Source organism: Variovorax humicola, assembly GCF_037889915.1.
In the GTDB taxonomy this organism is placed as follows: domain Bacteria; phylum Pseudomonadota; class Gammaproteobacteria; order Burkholderiales; family Burkholderiaceae_C; genus Variovorax; species Variovorax humicola.
The window spans coordinates 36,415-53,970 of record NZ_JBBKZV010000027.1; the positions used below are offsets into that span (position 1 = coordinate 36,415).

Annotated in this window: 14 protein-coding genes and 3 pseudogenes; 12 read left to right on the top strand and 5 right to left on the bottom strand. The window is 62.5% G+C overall.

Features of this window, described 5'->3' with window-relative positions; all coding sequences use genetic code 11:
- Position 1 precedes the first annotated feature (1 nt).
- The 3 genes and pseudogenes from WKW80_RS28450 to WKW80_RS28460 form a co-directional block, all read left to right on the top strand.
- Positions 2-1,303, top strand: coding sequence for a TRAP transporter large permease (locus WKW80_RS28450; RefSeq protein WP_340366951.1), 1,302 nt, complete (start codon positions 2-4; stop codon positions 1,301-1,303).
- Between the two features lie 13 nt (positions 1,304-1,316).
- Entirely contained in the window at positions 1,317-2,237 is a 921-nt protein-coding gene (locus WKW80_RS28455) for an SMP-30/gluconolactonase/LRE family protein (protein ID WP_340366952.1), read from the top strand.
- Between the two features lie 279 nt (positions 2,238-2,516).
- A pseudogene (locus WKW80_RS28460) lies at positions 2,517-3,721 on the top strand (IS1182 family transposase); the annotation flags it as partial.
- Between the two features lie 25 nt (positions 3,722-3,746).
- Here the strand turns inward: WKW80_RS28460 and WKW80_RS28465 are convergent.
- The gene (locus WKW80_RS28465) at positions 3,747-5,762 is read right to left on the bottom strand and encodes a spermidine synthase (RefSeq protein WP_340366953.1); all 2,016 of its coding nucleotides are present in this window, start codon (positions 5,760-5,762) and stop codon (positions 3,747-3,749) included.
- 147 nt (positions 5,763-5,909) lie between these two features.
- Here WKW80_RS28465 and WKW80_RS28470 point away from each other — a divergent pair, with 147 nt between their 5' ends.
- Together WKW80_RS28470 and WKW80_RS28475 are read left to right on the top strand one after the other, a co-directional pair.
- On the top strand, positions 5,910-6,284 hold the full coding sequence (locus WKW80_RS28470; RefSeq protein WP_340366954.1) for a hypothetical protein: 375 nt from the start codon (positions 5,910-5,912) through the stop codon (positions 6,282-6,284).
- Between the two features lie 78 nt (positions 6,285-6,362).
- Complete coding sequence (locus WKW80_RS28475) at positions 6,363-8,111, top strand: PHA/PHB synthase family protein (protein WP_340366955.1); 1,749 nt, start codon at positions 6,363-6,365, stop codon at positions 8,109-8,111.
- A 524-nt stretch (positions 8,112-8,635) separates the two neighbouring features.
- On the opposite strand, the pseudogene WKW80_RS28480 reads toward WKW80_RS28475, so the two are convergent.
- The 4 genes and pseudogenes from WKW80_RS28480 to WKW80_RS28495 form a co-directional block, all read right to left on the bottom strand.
- Positions 8,636-8,796: pseudogene (locus WKW80_RS28480) on the bottom strand (IS6 family transposase); the annotation flags it as partial.
- A gap of 92 nt (positions 8,797-8,888) precedes the next feature.
- Positions 8,889-9,182 (bottom strand): annotated as a pseudogene (locus WKW80_RS28485) (ATP-binding protein); the annotation flags it as partial.
- Positions 9,183-9,539: 357 nt separating this feature from the next.
- Entirely contained in the window at positions 9,540-10,505 is a 966-nt protein-coding gene (locus WKW80_RS28490) for a LysR family transcriptional regulator (RefSeq protein ID WP_340366956.1), read from the bottom strand.
- A 32-nt stretch (positions 10,506-10,537) separates the two neighbouring features.
- Positions 10,538-11,437 carry a LysR family transcriptional regulator gene (locus WKW80_RS28495; protein WP_340366957.1) on the bottom strand — a complete coding sequence of 300 codons (900 nt, stop codon included), beginning with the start codon at positions 11,435-11,437 and terminating at the stop codon, positions 10,538-10,540.
- Between the two features lie 159 nt (positions 11,438-11,596).
- Between WKW80_RS28495 and WKW80_RS28500 the strand changes: the two genes are divergently transcribed.
- The 7 genes from WKW80_RS28500 to WKW80_RS28530 are packed head-to-tail and all read left to right on the top strand — an operon-like array spanning position 11,597 to position 17,555.
- Positions 11,597-12,415 (top strand): ABC transporter substrate-binding protein, encoded by an 819-nt coding sequence (locus tag WKW80_RS28500; RefSeq protein ID WP_340366958.1) that lies wholly within the window; start codon positions 11,597-11,599, stop codon positions 12,413-12,415.
- A 25-nt stretch (positions 12,416-12,440) separates the two neighbouring features.
- Positions 12,441-13,139 carry an amino acid ABC transporter permease gene (locus tag WKW80_RS28505; protein ID WP_340366959.1) on the top strand — a complete coding sequence of 233 codons (699 nt, stop codon included), beginning with the start codon at positions 12,441-12,443 and terminating at the stop codon, positions 13,137-13,139.
- 3 nt (positions 13,140-13,142) lie between these two features.
- Complete coding sequence (locus WKW80_RS28510; protein ID WP_340366960.1) at positions 13,143-13,883, top strand: amino acid ABC transporter permease; 741 nt, start codon at positions 13,143-13,145, stop codon at positions 13,881-13,883.
- Positions 13,858-14,586 carry an amino acid ABC transporter ATP-binding protein gene (locus WKW80_RS28515; protein ID WP_340366961.1) on the top strand — a complete coding sequence of 243 codons (729 nt, stop codon included), beginning with the start codon at positions 13,858-13,860 and terminating at the stop codon, positions 14,584-14,586. The genes WKW80_RS28510 and WKW80_RS28515 overlap by 26 nt, the downstream gene beginning before the upstream one ends.
- A gap of 15 nt (positions 14,587-14,601) precedes the next feature.
- Positions 14,602-15,879 (top strand): NAD(P)/FAD-dependent oxidoreductase, encoded by a 1,278-nt coding sequence (locus WKW80_RS28520; RefSeq protein WP_340366962.1) that lies wholly within the window; start codon positions 14,602-14,604, stop codon positions 15,877-15,879.
- Between the two features lie 42 nt (positions 15,880-15,921).
- A complete protein-coding gene (locus tag WKW80_RS28525) occupies positions 15,922-16,305 on the top strand; it encodes a RidA family protein (RefSeq protein WP_340366963.1) in 384 nt (127 codons plus the stop codon).
- A gap of 29 nt (positions 16,306-16,334) precedes the next feature.
- A complete protein-coding gene (locus WKW80_RS28530; protein WP_340366964.1) occupies positions 16,335-17,555 on the top strand; it encodes an aminotransferase class I/II-fold pyridoxal phosphate-dependent enzyme in 1,221 nt (406 codons plus the stop codon).
- The last annotated feature ends 1 nt before the right edge of the window (position 17,556 follow it).

The following is a 17,556-nucleotide window of genomic DNA, read 5'->3' on the forward strand; positions in this document are numbered from 1 at the left end:
CATGGGCGAATACCAGATCATCCTCATCTTCATCCTGTTCATCGGGCTCTTGGCCGCCGGAATGGCCGTGCCTTTCGCCATCCTGCTGCCGGGCATGTTCTACCTGTACCTGCAGGGAGGCATCGGTGCCCTGCACGGCCTTGGCCTCACGAGCTGGGGCAGCATGGACAGCTACACGCTGACCTCGATACCGCTCTTCGTCCTCATGGCCGAGATCCTTCAGGGCAGCGGACTGGGGCTTCGCGTGTACCGCGGCCTTTCCAGCCTGGTGCGCAAGGTGCCGGGCGGATTGCTGCAGACCAATGTCGCGGGCTGTGCCGTGTTCGCTGCCGTCAGCGGCTCCAGCATCGCCACGGCCGCTTCGATCGGCCAGGTGGCGCTGCCGCAGCTCAAGGCGCGCGGCTACGATTCGCGGATCGCGACCGGCTCGCTTGCGGCCGGCGGCACGCTCGGCATCCTGATCCCGCCGTCGATCGCGATGATCGTCTACGCCACCTTCACCGAAACCTCCGTGGCCAAGCTGTTCATGGCCGGCGTGGTGCCGGGCATCTTGCTGACGCTGCTGTTCATGACCTACGTCGCAGTCGCTGCGTTGATGCGGCCGGAGATCGCACCGCCCGAGCGTGGCGCGCTGACGCGCCAGATGGTGGCCAGCGCGCTGATCGACATCGTGCCGTTCATGCTGCTGATCGTCGGCATCATGGGCGCGATCTACACGGGCATTGCAACGCCGACCGAAGCCGCCGCCGCAGGCTGCATCTTTGCGCTGATCATCGCGCTGCTTTTCGGCGACCTGCCCTGGAGGGTGTTCGCGGAGTGCCTCAAGCGCTCGACGCTAATGGTCGCGAACATCCTGCTGATCACCTACGCTGCCTTCATCTTCTCGTATGCGATGAGCTATGCCGGCGTGGGCGAGCACATCACGAACTTCATCATCGGCCTCAACCTCAACAAGATCCAGTTCTTCATCGCGCTGCTGATCCTGTTCACCGTGCTGGGTGCGCTGGTCGAGAGCCTGGGCATGATCGTGATCACCGTGCCGCTGCTCTACCCGCTGCTCGCCAACTACGGTATCGACCCGGTGTGGTTCGGCATCATCGTGGTGCTGTTCATCGAGATGGGCCAGATCACGCCGCCGATCGGCATCAACCTGTTCGTGATCCAGAGCATTTCGAAGGGCAACCTGTCGGACGTGGTCATGGGGACGTTGCCGTTCCATCTGCTGATGTTCGTGCTGCTGGGCCTGCTGGTTGCCTGGCCGGAGATCGCGCTGTGGCTGCCGGGCCGGCTTTCCGGCGGCTGAAAACGGAGAGGACATGTTCGCACCGCCAGTACGACTGACCGCCGAGGTCTTCGCCCGCCTGCCCGACGAATTCATGGTGCGCGACCGGCATTCGACGTGGGCCCACGCGCAGTTGCACGGCGCGCCCGCGCCGGTGTTCCTGGAGGGGCCATCGTTCGACCGTGAAGGCAACCTGTGGGTGGTAGACATCCCCTGGGGCCGTATATTCAAGATCGATCCGCAGGGACGCTTCACGCTCGTCGCGCAATACGACGGCGAGCCGAACGGACTCAAGTTCCACGCCGACGGACGCGCCTTCATCGCGGACTATCGGCGCGGCATCATGGTGCTCGACCCGGCCACCGGAAAGATCGAACCCTATCTGGAACGTGCACGGCTGGAGCGCTTCAAGGGGTGCAACGACCTGTTCTTCGCATCGAACGGCGACCTGTACTTCACCGACCAGGGACAGACCGGCCTGCACGATCCCAGCGGCCGGCTGTTCAGGCTGCGCACGTCCGGGCAGCTCGATTGCGTGCTGGCCGGGATTCCGAGTCCAAATGGTTTGGTGCTGAACCTCGACGAGACCGCCGTGCTGCTCGCGGTGACGCGCGACAACGCGATCTGGCGCGTGCCGATGATGAGCGATGGCACCGCGACCAAGGTTGGCGTGTACATCCGGATGTCGGGCGGCGGCGGGCCCGACGGCATCGCGCTCGACAACACAGGCGGCCTCGCTGTCTGCCACGTTGGCTTCGGTGCGACCTGGATCTTCAGCCCAAAGGGCGAACCGCTCTACCGCATCGATTCGCCCGAGGGGCTTTACACGACAAACTGCGCGTACGGTGGCGCCGATGGAAGACGGCTCTTCATCGTGGAATCGCGGTCGGGGTGCATCTCGACAGCGGAGTTGCCGGAAGCGGGACGCCCGATGTATTCGCACACGTCGCCGTGAGCATAAAAGGTGACACGGTCATGCAACATCAAGTGCAAGGCTGAACTGGACGACTGCAATCACCTTGCAATTATTTGATGAGCGCCGGGGATGGTCGACGTCTGCGGGTAGCACCCAGCGGACTTCGAAGCCATCGGACGTCGGCCATCAGGTCTAGAGGTGCCGCCCGCCTGGCTCGGGCAAAGGACCGCTCATGGCCGCGAGTACCAGTTCGCTGCCGTGCCCGGCTGCTGACATTGATTGTCCGCGCCCATACCTTGTGGGTCAGTTCCCTGGCGTGAAGTGATGTGGCTTACCGGCCATCTGACGCCGGACTTCAAGACCATCTCCGACTTCCGCCATGACAATGGTCCCGGGATCCGCAACGTCTGCAAGCGCTTCATCGGCATGTGCCGAGAGTTGAAGCTGTTCACGCAAGCTATCGTCGCGATCGACGGCAGCAAGTTCAAGGCGGTCAACAGTCGAGATCGCAACTTCACCCCCGGCAAGATCGATGCGCGCCAGTGGCAGATCGAACAAAGCATCCAGCGCTACCTTGATGCCATGGAGACGGCGGATCGCGCCCAACGTGCGGAGGTCGAAGCCAAGACCAAGCGGTTGAAGGAGAAGATCAAGAAGCTGCGCGAGCAAATGCGGGAATTGGATCGGACCAGAGAGCAACTGAAACACGAGCCCAACGGCCAGCGGTCGACCACCGATCCCGATGCGCGCTCGATGAACTCGCAGGCCAAGGGCACTGGCCTGGTGGGCTACAACGTGCAGGCAGCCGACGAAGCCCTGCACCACCTGATCGTGGCGCATGAGGTCACCAACGTCGGCAGCGACCGCTCGCAACCGAGCAAGATGGCGCTGAGTGCACGCGAAGCGATCGGAAAGACCAAGCTTCAAGCGCTGGCCGATCGCGGGTACTTCAATGGCACAGAGCTCAAGGCTTGCGAAGACGCGGGCATCACAACCTACGTTCCCAAGCCGATGACCTCGAACGCGAAGTCCGAGGGGCGCTTCGACAAGAGCGACTTCATCTATATCGCGAAGGACGACGAGTATCAGTGCCCCCGCGGGTGAGCGGGCCATCTTCAGATTCGGCACGATCGAAAGGAATGGTCTCAACGCGCGCCTCTACTGGACCAGCGCTTGCCCCAGGTGTCCCATTGAAGAGTAGTGCACGCCCAGCGACTACAGACGCATTCGAAGATGGGAATACGAGGCGGTGCTCGAGCGCGCCCAGCAGCGTCTTGATCGCAAACCTGTCGCGATGACGCTGCGACGGTGTACCGTGGAGCACGTGTTCGGCACGCTCAAGTACTGGATGGGTTCAACCCATTTCCTCACGAAGACACTGCCGCACGTAAACACGGAAATGAGCTTGCACAGTGCTGGCATACAACCTGAAGCGTGTCATCGCGATCTTCGGCATAAGCAAAACGATGAAAGCAATGTCTTTCAAACCGCTGTGCGCCCGTTCCGAATCCGTGCCTGTGTGAGTGGGCGCCTGCTTTCATCGCCACCCTACTTCAACACACCGAAGAGGTTGTTGAAGTCGTCGGTCCAGGGTTGCAGGCCGGCTATCGGCTTGGGAACGGAGGTCGCACCTCGGATCGGATCGCGCATCAGTGCCTGCGGATCGCGCGTGACCAGCACAAAGTCGGTGCGCCGAAAACCGGTGTTCTCCGCCTCGTCGTGAATCAGCGCCGAGTACAGGCCCTTGGCGACGGCGATCTTCTCGACCACCGGAGCGAGCGCGATGTAGCGGTTGGTGACGTTGAAGACGATCAGGCCGCCGGGCTGCATATGCCGCAGATAGACATCGACTGCCTGGGCGGTGATCAGGTGAACGGGCACCGACCCACCGGAGAAGGCATCGACCGCCAGCACATCGAAGTCTTGCGGCGCTTCACGTTCAAGTGCAAGCCGGCCGTCGCCCAGAACGCGCTCGATGCGCGCGGCGCTGTCCGCCAGGAAGCTGAACTCGGTATCGGCCAGGTCGAACACCTGCGGGTTGATCTCGTAGAAGCGGAAGATGTCTCCAGGCCTTCCGTAGACCGCGAGCGTGCCGGCACCGAGCCCGATCACGCCGATCCGGCGCGGTCGCTGCGGCGCCGCGGCAATCGCCCGACCAATGCCCGAGGAAGGGCCGAAATAGGCGGTGGGCTCGCGCCGGCGCGCAGGCGCCAGGTATTGCTCGCCATGCTTGACTGAGCCGTGATACATCACCCGCACATCGTCTGTCGGCTCGCTGCGATGCGCGTCGATCGTGATCAGCGTGCCGTAGAAATTGCGCGACATGCGGCGCGCATCTGTCACGTCGCTGCGTACCTGGAGCACGAGAAACCAGACGCAGCAAGCGGCGAGCGCGAGCGCCGAGAACACGAGGAGGCGCCGGGCGCGCAACAGCCCGACGCCGGCCAACGCCACCAGCACCAGGCCGATGCCCAGTTCATAGTAGGCCGGGAGCAGGTGCGGCGCGATCAGCCCCACCGTCACGCCGCCAACCGCACCGCCAAGCGCGAGCATGAGGTAGAAGCGCGTGAGGTAGCGCGCACCAGGGCGCAGGCGCGCCATCTCGCCGTGCAGAAACATGCACAACACGAACAGGCCGACGATGTAGATCGGCAGCGCGGTTTTGACGTTGGCGCCGATGGGGTCTTGTAACCCGAAGGCGCACAGCACCAGCGTGAACGCCGCCGCCGGCAGCACCACGGCGCGGCGATACCAACGGTCGCTCTCGAAAGTCAGCACGAATGACAGCAGATAAACCGATAGTGGCAGCACCCAAAGGAAGGGGATGGCTGCCACGTTCTGCGTAATGTGGTTGCTGACTGCCAATAGCAACCAAGACGCAAGCGCCGGCAAGGCCAGCCAGAACAGGTAGTCGCTGGGCCGTGGCGCGGTTTCGACCGTTGCGTCGGCTGGAGCCGCGGCCGGCGCGGCGCCGCCCCAATGCCGCGCCACGTGGACTGCCGTTCCCCCGCACAACAGCACGAAGACGCAATAACCCAGCGACCAACCCCAGGCTTGCTGCAGCAACGAACTGTAGGGTTCGACCAGCACCGGGTAGGCCAGTAGTGAGGCCAGCGATGCCAAGTTCGATAGCGAGAAGTAGCGATACACCTGCGCTCCCCATGGCGTGCGCGATACCCACGTCTGCACCAGCGGCCCGGTCGTCGACAGCAGGAAGTAGGGCAGCCCGATGGTCGTGACCAGCAGACCTAGGATCCACAGCGTCGGATCTTCGGCGCCGGCCGGCTTCCAGCGCGCGCTGGTGACGATCGGCAGGAACGCTACGCTCGCGAGCAGCAGCGCGGCATGCAGCATGGCCTGCGTGCGCACCCGCAGCCGGCGCGTGATCCAGTCCGAATACGCGTACCCGGCCAGCAGAACGACCTGGAAGAACACCATGCAGATCGACCACACCGTGGCCGAGCCGCCGAACCAGGGCAGGATCTGCTTGGCGATCAGCGGCTGGACGAGGAACAGCAGGAACGCACTGGTGAAGATAGTGCCTGCGAAAAGAGCCTTGGCCATTGAGGGTCCATATACGGGAGGTGCGGGATCATTGAGCGTCGTTTGGGGCGAACTTCAACACGATCCCAAGCAGCTTCCAGGCCAGCGGCAGTCCCTTTCATCGAGACGTGATCCTCTGACGCAGCTTGCGTTCCTGCTCAGGTTGGCTTGGCGGCCCGCATTCGTGACGGTTGGTTGCAGGCCAGATCCTGTGACCAAGCACTTCACGGTGCCAGAAACCAGCACCTCGCCAGCTGTTGCGAGCGCGGCGACGCGGGCGCCAACGTGCACGGCAATACCGCCAACCTTGTCCCCGACAGTTTCGCATTCACCAGTATGGAGTCCTGCGCGCATCTCGATTCCAAGTGGACGGAGATCTTCGACGATCGAGCACGCACATCGGACCGCTCGGGCGGGGCCGTCAAATGTGACGAAGAAGCCGTCGGTGGGGGGTTGGTGGCGCAAGACGCGATCTCTGACGCAGCTTGCGTTCCTGCTCAGGTTGGCTTGGCGGCCGGCATTCGTGACGGTTGGTTCAACTGATCGTCGTCGGCGGAGCACGCCGAGTCGCACTTGTGCATGGGTTTTCATCAAGGCGGCGAAGCCCTTCACGCACCGACAATGCGCGCCATGAACCCGGAAACGCCCACTCAAAGCCTCGACCGCCTAGTCCACGCTGCCGGCGCGCGGATGTTGACGCGTGGCTTGTCGCCGGTGTCGCTGTCGCTCGCCTGGGCCGACTGGGCTTGGCACCTGATGCTATCGCCCGGCCGGCAGATGGAGCTCGCATCGCTGGCGTCGCGGCTCGGGTTGGACAGCGTGCGCGTCGCCGCCGGCGGCACGCCCGGCGACGAACACCTCGGCGCCGCCGACGACGACCCGCGCTTTCGCCACGATGCATGGGCGCAATGGCCGTTCGGCGCGCTGCGCCATGCGTTCCGCAACCAGGAGGCGTTCTGGCGCGAGGCGGCGAGCACGCCCGGCATGAAGGCTCAGCATGCCGCTGAGACGCAGTTTTTCGCGCGCCAGTGGCTCGGCATGCTGACACCAGCGAACTGGTTGCCGACGAACCCGGTCGTGCTCGCCGACGTGATCGAATCCGGCGGCGCGCACCTGGTCCAGGGCGCGATGAACTGGCTGCGCGACACCACCGGACAGCCGGACCCGCAGCTGCTCGCGCAGGCGTCGCGCTTCGTCGTCGGCCGCGACCTCGCGGTGACCCCGGGCAAGGTCGTCTACCGCAACCGCCTCGTCGAACTGATCCGCTACACGCCGCAGACGAAGACGGTCTGCCCCGAACCGGTGTTCATCGTGCCGTCGTGGATCATGAAGTACTACATCCTTGACCTGTCGCCGCACAACTCGCTCGTGCGCTACCTCGTCGGCGAGGGCCACACCGTCTACATGGTGTCGTGGCTGAACCCGGACGCGAGCGACCAGGACCTGTCGATGGACGACTACCTCGGCCTCGGCGTGTTCGACACGCTGCGCGCGATTGGCGACCTGCAGGGCGCAGACCAGCCGGTGCACGCGGCCGGCTACTGTCTTGGCGGCACGCTGATGGCGATTGCCGCTGCGGCGCTCGGCCGCCAGGGCGGCAGCGCGTCGACCGCGGGGCTGCCGCAGCTCCGGTCGCTGACGTTGATCGCGGCGCAGACCGATTTCTCCGAGCCAGGCGAGCTCGGCCTGTTCGTCGACGAAAGCCAGATCCGCCTGCTCGACGAGATCATGCGTGGCCAGGGCTACCTGACCGGCAAGCAGATGGCCGGCACGTTCCAGTTTCTGCATTCGCGTGAGCTGGTGTGGACGCGGCGGATGCGCGAATACCTGCTCGGCGAACGAGAGGAGCGCACCGACCTGAGCGCCTGGAACGCCGACACGACGCGCATGCCGGCGCGCATGCACCACCAATACTTGACCGGCCTGTACCTGCGCAATGCGCTTGCCGCGGGGCGCTGGCGCGTCGATGGCCACGCGGTCTCGCTCGCCGACATCCGCGTGCCCGTGTTCCTCGTCGGCACCGAGCACGACCACGTGTCGCCGTGGCATTCGGTCTACCAGCTCCACCGGTTCTGCGACGCCGAATTGACGTTCGTGCTCGTCGCCGGTGGCCACAACGCCGGCATTATCTCCGAGCCGGGTCATCCGCGGCGTTACTACCGAATCGCGCTACGCCGGTCGGAGGGCCCCTGGTTGCATGCCGAGCGGTGGCAGCAGCAGGCCCAGCAGCACGAAGGAAGCTGGTGGCCGGCATGGCACACGTGGCTCGCCGCGCGGTCGGGCAAGCCGGTGCGCGCGAAGCCGATTCCTGCCGACGTGGTGGTCGCTGACGCGCCGGGCACCTTCGTCCTGACGCGCTATGCAGACTGAAGCTTGGGGTCGTCGTACCTTTCTTGAAGATCGCGGTCTGGCCCAGGCAATTTGGGTGCAGGATGAGTTGGAGGCGGCGTATCGGCAGGTCGGTAGATCGCGCGCAAAGTCGTTGAGTCGCTGATGGTGTGCTCAATCGCCGTCCGCGCTTCACCTCAAGGTAAAAATTCCCGATGAGATGGCTGGTCGTGACTCTCTCACAACATCATCCGGATCACGCGAACTCCCGCCTTGAGGGAGGGGGAGTATGTAACAGTGACCGGCCTCGGGGGCACAAATGTCGTCGTGCCCGCAGCGGGTTTCGATCCCGTGTATCGGCCATGCCGGCTCCGCTGACACGCGTAGTGCTGTAGGACGTGAGGCGTAGCCGCATAGTGCGCGAGGAGCATCCGCGACCGCGCAGATCAGGTTTGCCTTCGGTCGCGTGATTGAAATCGGATTCGCCGCATACGAGCCAAGTCCGGGTGTTGGTTCTGTCGCGGTAACGTCACCGAGCCCAGTAAAGCCGGGCTGTCGCGTGCCACTCAAAATGCGAGCGAGTAGAACTTTGACGCTGCGGACGAGGCTTGGCCTTCGGGGCAGTCGAGTTGCCCCTTCTTGATCATGTGCGCGGTCTCATATCAATGCCGGCAATGAGAATGCGTGCGCAGTGGAAAGACTTGAACCCGAGCGTTGGCCGAACAATGGGTCTTGGAATGCGCCAGCGTGTAGACATAGGACTTCGCGTCGACACGCCGCAGGTGTCAAGGGCAAACGAATTCTCCCCAGTGTGGTAACTCAAATTTCCCCACCCGGTTGAGAACTGTCGTTATCGTTGTGTGACCGGATCAATCCGGCCTTGAGCTTTACCTTGAGGCGGTAGGAGTTGCCGCGGATGTTCACGGTCACCGCGTGGTGCAGCAGCCGATCGAGGATCGCGGTGGCGATGATGCGATCGCCAAACACCTCGCCCCACGCGCCGAAGCTCTGGTTGCTGGTCAGGATCATTGGTCCGCGCTCGTAGCGCCGGCTGATGAGCTGGAAGAACAGGTTCGCGCCCACGCGATCGATCGGCAGGTAGGGGTGATCGTCCTCCCGGTGCGGATTGTCACGGTGGCGAGTGAAAACACCATTGAAATCAGCAACTTGCATTTCGGATGTCTTGCGCGAAAGCCCCTTTACCCACCGTAATGGTATTTTTGCCCTAACCGTGACAATTCGCACCGAAAGGACGATCACCCCCTATTACGCTATGTCGCCAAGGCCGGCACGCCGCCAGGTGTCGTCGACAAGCTTCTTCGCTCATCACCGAGGTCCTCAACGACCCGGAGATTCAAAAGAAGATGAAAGAAATGGGCGTCGAAGTAATTGCCGGCACGACCAAGAAGTTGACGGCACGCATGGACGCGGACACCGTTCGCTGGAAGGCTGTGATTGAGAGCGCCGACATCAAAGGGGATTGAGTGGCGCATCGGCGCGCGGTGAAGTCTTTCGGTGCGCCTTGCCTAGGTCGCGGCTGGCGTCGCTCACGAGCTGGAAGGTGCAAGTCCGCTTGGCGATTTCGGCGACGTTGTATCCCAGCGCCGAGTGCGGATATTTCAGGAAGTAGCATGCGTAATCGACCGTTGGGGCCTCCGGCTGCGTCTTCAGCAATTCCAGGTCGCCACTGGCAAGAGAAGCCTCGAACAGCGGCACCGGCAGGCAACTGATGCCCACGCCCGCCGATACAAGTCCGGCGAGCGCCACGATGTTGTTGCCGCCATTGAGGCGCTCAGGACGGACGCCGGCACTCTCCCAAAGACGTGCGCAAAGGCGGCTGATGATCGAATGCTCTGATTGCTCGATAACCGGGTGCAAGGCCAGCTCAGGCAGAGAATGCACTTCCCGGCTGGCGAATTTACCGGGTGCGGCGAACCAGCCGAAAGGCACCGTACCCACGGGTACGCGTGCCAGATCGTCCGTATCGGGGATGTCCGGGAGGATGGCAAAGTCCAGGTGGCCCTCCTTGACCTTTCTCAACAGCAACGACGAAAGATCGATCTCTGGTTGGATCGTGACGTTGGGATAGGTGTCCTTCATCCGCTTGATGAACGCCGGAAACCACGTGAGTGCCGTGAGCTCTCCGAGGCCGATGTGGAGTTCGCGCGCGGGTTGGTCCGTGCTTGCCTTCATCTTCTGAAGACGCTCGAGCATCTCGAAGAGAGGTTCGCTTTCGACCAGGAGGTTTTTGGCTGCGGGGGTAAGAAGATTCTTGCGGGCTTTTCGCTCAAAGAGCGGCGCGGCCACGATGCCCTCGAGTTCTTGCAACCTCTTGGTGACGGCGGATTGCGTCACGTGGAGTTTGTCGGCGGCCTTGGCGATGGTTCCGAGGCGACCCACCCAGTAGAAGGTTTCGAGTTGCTTGATCGTGAACATCGGCTTCTTTTGCCTTTCCAGAAGACGGGGAGTCAGTAGCCATGGAACGTGGAGGCGAAATCGCATTGCTCGCGCGCAAGCGTGGCGACACGGCGATGGAGATCGGAAATAGCGTCGATGCGAACGAGCGCAATGTAGTCCATCTGCGGCGCGCCGATCGGAATCCTCACCTCCCGCAGAACGCCTTCCTTCAAAGGTCCCTGGGCCACGGCGCTCGGCATCCCGGCTACGCCGAGGCCTGCAGCACAGATTCCCGCGAGCGCCATCAGGCTGTCAACGGGAATCGAACTCGTCGGATGGACGCTGCGCTCCTGGAGCCATTGACCGACGACGCTGCCGCCCGACTGCACATCGCCCTGAAGCAGCAAGGTCTCGCGCTCGAACTCTGCGAGGGTAAGCGTGGGTGCGATGGGAAGTGAGCTTGCGCAGTACCAACCGAACTGCGCTTGACCGATCGGCAGCCTGGCCATCTCCGTTGTGCGCACGGCGCTCAGGACGATCGCGATGTCCAGTTGGCCATCGCGCACCCTTGAGTGCAGATACGCCGAGGATCCGACCTCGGGTTCCAGGCGCATGCGCGGGTAACGCCGGCGTAGTTCCGCGATGAAGCCGCCCAGCCACGTCATTGCCGCCAGCTCCGTCACACCGAGCCTGAGTGTCGAGGACACCAGGTCCGCGTTGGCGAATCGTTCGGCAAGGTTAGAGCGTTGGCGCAGCAGGCCGCGAGCGAGTTGCAGCACCTCCTGACCCGTCATCGTGAGACGGGCGGCACGCTGGTCCCGGTTGAAGAGGGGTACGTCGAAAGAGGCCTCAAAGCTGGCGATCTGGCGGGAGACGTTCGATTGCGAGGTGTCGAGGCTCCTGGCGGCCTTCTCGAAGGAGCCCAAGTCCACGACCGCAACGAAGGCTTCGAGCTGTTTGAACGTTGTCACCGTGAAAACCCCCGCAATCCATACCATTCAGGAAATATTCTACTTGCATAAATATCGCTTTTCGGAACGATTGGAAAGTAAAACAATTCATGCACTCGCAGGCAAGACGACCAGCGGGCCGCTCAAACACCCAACTCCTTCAACGAACTTGTCACGACCATGAAGCTCATCAAATTGCTCTCTTGTACGACGGCCGCGGCCGCCCTCGCTGGTGTAGGCGCCGCTCACGCAGACCAACTGGCCGACGTCAAGGCGAAAGGTGTACTCACCTGCGCGGTGGTGAGTTCCCTGGAGCCATTCGCCTACCAGGACACCAATACCCGCGATGTGGTCGGCTACGACGTCGACTACTGCAAGGCCGTCGCGAAGCAACTGGGTGTCAAGCCCGAACTCAAGGTCGTCTCCCTCGATGCGCGCATCCCGGAGCTGACCCAGAACCGCGTCGACATTCTGGCGGCCGTGCTTGGATACAACCCCGCGCGCGCCGAGCAGATCGCGTTCTCCAAGTCCTACTTCGTCAGCAACCAGTCGGTAGCCGCGAAAAAGGGCGTCTATAAGCAGCGCGACGACATGGCCGGCAAGCGCATTGCGACCATCAAGGGTTCGAGCAACATTCCGATCATCCAAAAGGTGATTCCCACTGCGCAACTCGTGAGCTACGACGACGCGCCTTCCTCATTCACAGCGCTGGTTCAAGGCAAGGTCGATGGCTACGTGCTTTCCGAGTCCCTGATGCGACGTTTTATCGCGCGCCTGGGTGACGAGGGCAACATCGAGGTCCTGTCGCCGCCCGTTGGCCGCGAAAGCTGGGGACTTGGCATGCGCAAGGGCGAGCCCGCTTTCGTGCAGGCCGTCGACAACGCCCTGGACTCGATCGAGAAGTCGGGCGAGGCGCAGCAGATCTTCAACAAGTGGATGGGCGAGGGCACCATCTACAAGATGAAGCGCGACTTCAAGACCGAGAAGATCGCCGGCTGATCGAGCGACCCAAGCAGGCGCCAATATGTCGATCAATCTCAACTTCGGTTCGCTGCTGGCGCCCCCGCACGCCGAGCACCTCTGGGCAGGCGTGAAATTCACGGTCATGCTCACAATGTCCAGCTGGCTGCTGGCTGTCGCGCTCGGCGTCGTGCTTGCCACCTTGCGATCGGTGGGCCACAAGGGACTAGACCGGGTCGTGGGCGCTTGGGTGTCCTACCAGCAGAACGTTCCGCTGCTTGCGCATCTCTTCCTCTGGTACTTCGGTATCAGCGCGATCCTTCCTGCTGCCGCTCAGTCGTGGGTGAATGCGAACAACGGAGAGCTCATCTTCGCATCGATCGCTATCGGTCTGTGCATGTCCGCGTACTTCTGCGAGGACGTACGAAGCGGCCTGCGCTCAGTCTCGCATGGCCAACAGGAAGCTGCGCGATCGTTGGGTCTGAGCTTCGTGAGGTCTATGGGTTACGTGATCCTGCCGCAAGCAATCCGAACGGCCATGCCGCCACTGATCAATCACACCGTCATCTTGTTCAAGAACACCAGCCTGGCTATGGCCTTGGGTGCGGCGGAGCTTACGTACGTGGTGCGTGAGATCGAGAACCAGACTTTCCGTACGTTCGAGGCTTACATGTTGGCGACGGCTTTCTACCTGACTGTGTCGCTGGGATTGATGGGCCTGGGTGCGCTCGCCGCACGCCGCATGCAGGTTCCTGCGAGGTAAATCATGGGTGAAATCCTTTCCCACCATCTTCCGAGCCTGCTGATCGGGCAGTACCCGAATGGGCCCCTGGGCGGTCTGGCGCTGACGCTGATCCTCTCTATCCTTGGCCTCGGCTTCGCTTTCCCTCTGAGCGTTGCCCTCGCTTTGTGCCGCGTCTCGCCGTACGCAATCCTGCGGGTCCCGAGCACGGTCATCGTCTACTTCGTCCGCGGCGTGCCCCTGGTGCTCCTTGTCTTCTGGAGCTACTTTCTGGTCCCCGTCTTGATCGGACAGGCGGTGAGTGCATTCACAACGCTCCTCGTCACGCTGGTGATCTACCAGGCCGCCTACATGTCGGAGATCGTTCGCGCCGGCATGGAAGCACTGCCGAAAGGCCAGACCGAAGCGGCTCGCTCGCTCGGCCTGGGTTACGGATTGACGATGCGACAGGTTGTCTTGCCGCAGGCGCTCTACAACATGCTGCCGAGCCTGATCAGCCAATTCGTCTCGACGATCAAGGAAACCTCCATTGGCTATGTGATCAGCGTTCACGAACTCACGTACTCGGCCAATCAGGTCAACTCGTCCTTGCTCACGATGCCGCTGCAAGTCTTCGCAATGCTGTCAGTCATCTATTTCATTGTCTGCTTCGCATTGACCCAGTGCGCTGTAGCCGTGGATCGCATCGTCACCAAGCGCCGGGCCGGCTCGACCATCACCTCCATTGAAAGCACCGCAAATGATCCGATTCTCCAAAGTCAATAAGTGGTACGGCGAGTACCACGCGCTTACCGACGTGACCGAAGAGGTCAAGAAGGGCGAAGTTGTCGTTGTGTGTGGCCCTTCGGGCTCAGGCAAGTCCACCTTGATCCGCACCGTCAATCGCCTGGAAGAGATTCAGCAAGGCGAGATCACCTTGGACGGACAGGACATTCACGCCAAGAACCTGGATCTCAACCACTTCCGGACCAAGGTCGGCTTCGTATTCCAGCAGTTCAACCTGTTCCCGCACATGTCCGCCATCGACAACGTGTGCCTTGCGCCAGTCAAGGTGTCGGGCAAGTCGAAGTCCGAAGCGAAGGAGCGAGGGATGGCACTTCTCGACCGCGTGGGACTGGCCCACAAGGCGAGCTCGTACCCCCAGCAGCTCTCCGGCGGTCAGCAGCAGCGGGTCGCGATTGCCCGTGCGCTTGCCATGGAACCGCCCGTGATGCTGTTCGATGAGCCAACCAGCGCACTGGACCCTGAAATGGTCGGCGAAGTGCTCAACGTCATGAAGTCCCTGGCGCGTGACGGCATGACGATGATGTGCGTGACGCACGAGATGGGCTTCGCACGGGAGGTAGCCGACAACGTGTGGTTCATGGATCACGGCAAGCTGGTGGAGACGGGCAAGCCCGACGCCTTCTTCGCCAATCCGACCAGCGACCGGGCCAAGCGGTTCCTGTCAGACCTCCGCTCGCACTGATCAGGGGTCTTCGCAGTGGCTTCGTGCTCAATACCCCTCTCTGTCGGCGTCGTCGGCGCCGGGATCGTCGGCCTGTCTATCGCGCTTGAGTTGCAGCGTCGTGGCCACCAGGTCACAGTGATAGACCGCGACACGCCGATGCTCGGATGTTCGTCCGGCAACGCCGGATACTTGTCGGAAGCGAACATCTTTCCGCCGGCGGCGCCCGACATGCTCATGAAGCTGCCCAAGCTCATGCTCGACAGCGATGGCCCGCTGGTGATCAAGCCGACGTACGCACCACAAATGATGTCGTGGGGCTGGCATGCGTTGGCGGCCGTCAAGGGGGACGTCAGGGCCTCGATCACCCGGACCCTGGCCGCGCTCACCACGGGCGCCTACGAGGCAATCCTTGATCTGGCTTCCCACGCCAACGCCGGGCATCTCCTTTCTCGGGACGGGGGTCTGGTAGCTTTCAAGAATCGCGACGCCTTGGAGGCCAAGTGCGCATCGCTGCCTGTGTTCCAGAACTACGGCATCGCAGTTGACCGACTGGACGCCGCGGAGATCCACGAGTTCGAGCCCGCCTTGGCGAAGGACATCGTGGGCGGCCTAATGTTTCGCAACTCCGGACGCTGCAGCAATCCACGCCAGCTCGGCTTGCTTTACGCGGAACACCTGCAAGGCAACGGCGCCCGTTTGCTACAGGACAGCATCGAGTCCGTCGATCCTGCGGAGGGGGGAGGGGCATGGCTCCGAGGCTCGAAAGAGCGGCTGCGTTTTGACCGAGTTGTCGTGTGCGCGGGGTTCTGGAGCAAGGAGTTGCTTCGGCCTTACGTCTCTCGCATTCCGCTGGCTTCCGAGCGTGGCTATCACCTGATGCTTCCGAAGCCGGGAGTCCGTCTGCGCCGTCCGGTTGTTTTTGGCGAGCCGCACTTTGCAGCGACGCCGATGGACGAGGGGTTGCGTCTCGCAGGCACTGCGGAGTTCGCTTCGGCGGATGCGCCACCAAACGTTGAGCGCGCCACCATGCTGCTGCGATTGGCACAGCAGTACCTGACCGGCCTTGACGGCCAGGATGGACAGCCGTGGATGGGCGTTCGCCCATCGCTTCCGGACGGTCTGCCCGCCGTGGGCGTCGTCCCGGCACATCCGACGATTCAGTACGCCTTTGGCCATGCCCACAACGGACTGACCCTGTCGGCCGTGACGGCCAAACTCGTCGCTTCACAGATTGAGGGCGCCGGCCCTCACGCTCACTCGTCCAGCCTGGACTTGCATCGCTTCCAACAAGGCTTTGCGCGCGCCGCCTGAAGAGGCGGCGCGGCCGAGAAATACGTATCACGAAAGGCATCCATGACTCAAATCACTCGCTATCCCTCGCCGTTGACGGCGCCCCTCTCGAAGGCCGTGCGTGCGGGCGACTTCGTGTTCCTGTCGGGACAGACTCCGAAGAACGCCGACATGACGCCGCTTCGCGGAGACATCGCCGAACAGACAAAGAATGTGCTTGATGCAATCAATCTCAGTCTCAGTGAGCATGGGCTCGACCTGAGCACCGTCGTTAGGGCGACCGTCTGGCTGTCGGACATCAAGTTGATGGCAGCTTTCAATGAGGTCTACCGGTCCTACTTCGCCGGCCACCTTCCCGTTCGCAGCACCGTCGAAGCCAAGCTTTCGCAGGACGTAGATGTGGAGATCGAGGTCACCGCTTTCGCGTCCCGTGTAGCGTCTATTTGAGGCCAGACCCACCCGCGAGACCATCTGACATGAGCAATACCAATGAAATCGTCGCGACCCGTCTGGCCGTGGTGAAGCCCTCGGCGAGCCTTGCCGCGAAGGCCAAGGCGGACGCACTGCGCGCCGCCGGTCGGGATGTCATCGACTTCACCACCGGCGAGCCTGACTTCCCGACGCCGCAACACATCGTCGAAGCTGGAGTGCAGGCTCTTCAGAGCGGGCACACACGCTACACCGCGTCTGCCGGCACGCCGGCGCTGCGCCAAGCCATCGTGCGCAAGCTGCAACGGGAGAACGGCCTCTCCTACGAGTTGAACGAAGTCGTCGTGGGCAGCGGCGCGAAGCCGATCATATTCAACGCGCTGATGGCTTCGCTCAACGAGGGCGACGAGGTGATCATTCCGGCACCCTACTGGGTCTCCTACCCTGACATGGTGCTGCTGAACGGCGGAACGCCCAAGATCGTGTACTGCCCGGCATCGGACGGCTTCAAGCTGACTGCGCAAGCTCTGGTCAATTCGATCACGCCCAAGACCAAGTGGCTGGTCCTGAACTCGCCCAACAACCCAACGGGCGCGGTGTATACCCATGCCGAACTGCGCTCCATCGCTGACGTGCTCGTCAAGCATCCTCACGTTCATGTACTGACGGACGAAATCTACGAGCATTTCGTCTACGGCGACACCAAGCATGTGTCCCTCTTGAATGCTGCCCCCGAACTGCGGGACCGTACGCTTGTTGTGAACGGCCTTTCCAAGGCCTACGCGATGACTGGTTGGCGTGTGGGCTATGGCGCCGGCCCGGCGGCGCTGATCAAGGCGATCACCTTGCTGATCACGCAGACCACCACTTGCGCGACTGCTGCAGCTCAGGCGGCAGCCGCCTTCGCGCTAGACGGGCCGCAAGTTTGCGTGGACGAAGGCCGACAGCTCTACATGGGGCGCCGCGACCACATGGTGGCGCGCCTCAACGCGATCGAAGGGATCGAATGCGATCTGCCCGGGGGAGCCTTCTACGTCTTTGCATCGGTCGCTGGTTTGATAGGCCGCCAGACCCGCCTGGGCAAGACGCTAAAGAACGATCTCGATGTGACCGAATTCCTGCGCGAAGACGCCGGCGTCGTGGTGATCGACGGCACCTCTTACGGACTTCCTTCCTACCTGCGCTTCTCGTTTGCAACGTCGATGAGCGAAATCGACCGCGGATGCGACGCGATCGCGGCTGCGGTCTCGCAGCTCGAACTCTCTTGAA

Coding starts and splice junctions, on each gene's coding strand:
- WKW80_RS28510 (WP_340366960.1), top strand. CDS start 13,143: ATGGGTGAAATCCTTTCCCACCATCTTCCGAGCCTGCTGATCGGGCAG.
- WKW80_RS28530 (WP_340366964.1), top strand. CDS start 16,335: ATGAGCAATACCAATGAAATCGTCGCGACCCGTCTGGCCGTGGTGAAG.
- WKW80_RS28515 (WP_340366961.1), top strand. CDS start 13,858: ATGATCCGATTCTCCAAAGTCAATAAGTGGTACGGCGAGTACCACGCG.
- WKW80_RS28500 (WP_340366958.1), top strand. CDS start 11,597: ATGAAGCTCATCAAATTGCTCTCTTGTACGACGGCCGCGGCCGCCCTC.
- WKW80_RS28450 (WP_340366951.1), top strand. CDS start 2: ATGGGCGAATACCAGATCATCCTCATCTTCATCCTGTTCATCGGGCTC.
- WKW80_RS28455 (WP_340366952.1), top strand. CDS start 1,317: ATGTTCGCACCGCCAGTACGACTGACCGCCGAGGTCTTCGCCCGCCTG.
- WKW80_RS28475 (WP_340366955.1), top strand. CDS start 6,363: ATGCGCGCCATGAACCCGGAAACGCCCACTCAAAGCCTCGACCGCCTA.
- WKW80_RS28525 (WP_340366963.1), top strand. CDS start 15,922: ATGACTCAAATCACTCGCTATCCCTCGCCGTTGACGGCGCCCCTCTCG.
- WKW80_RS28490 (WP_340366956.1), bottom strand. CDS start 10,505: ATGTTCACGATCAAGCAACTCGAAACCTTCTACTGGGTGGGTCGCCTC.
- WKW80_RS28465 (WP_340366953.1), bottom strand. CDS start 5,762: ATGGCCAAGGCTCTTTTCGCAGGCACTATCTTCACCAGTGCGTTCCTG.
- WKW80_RS28505 (WP_340366959.1), top strand. CDS start 12,441: ATGTCGATCAATCTCAACTTCGGTTCGCTGCTGGCGCCCCCGCACGCC.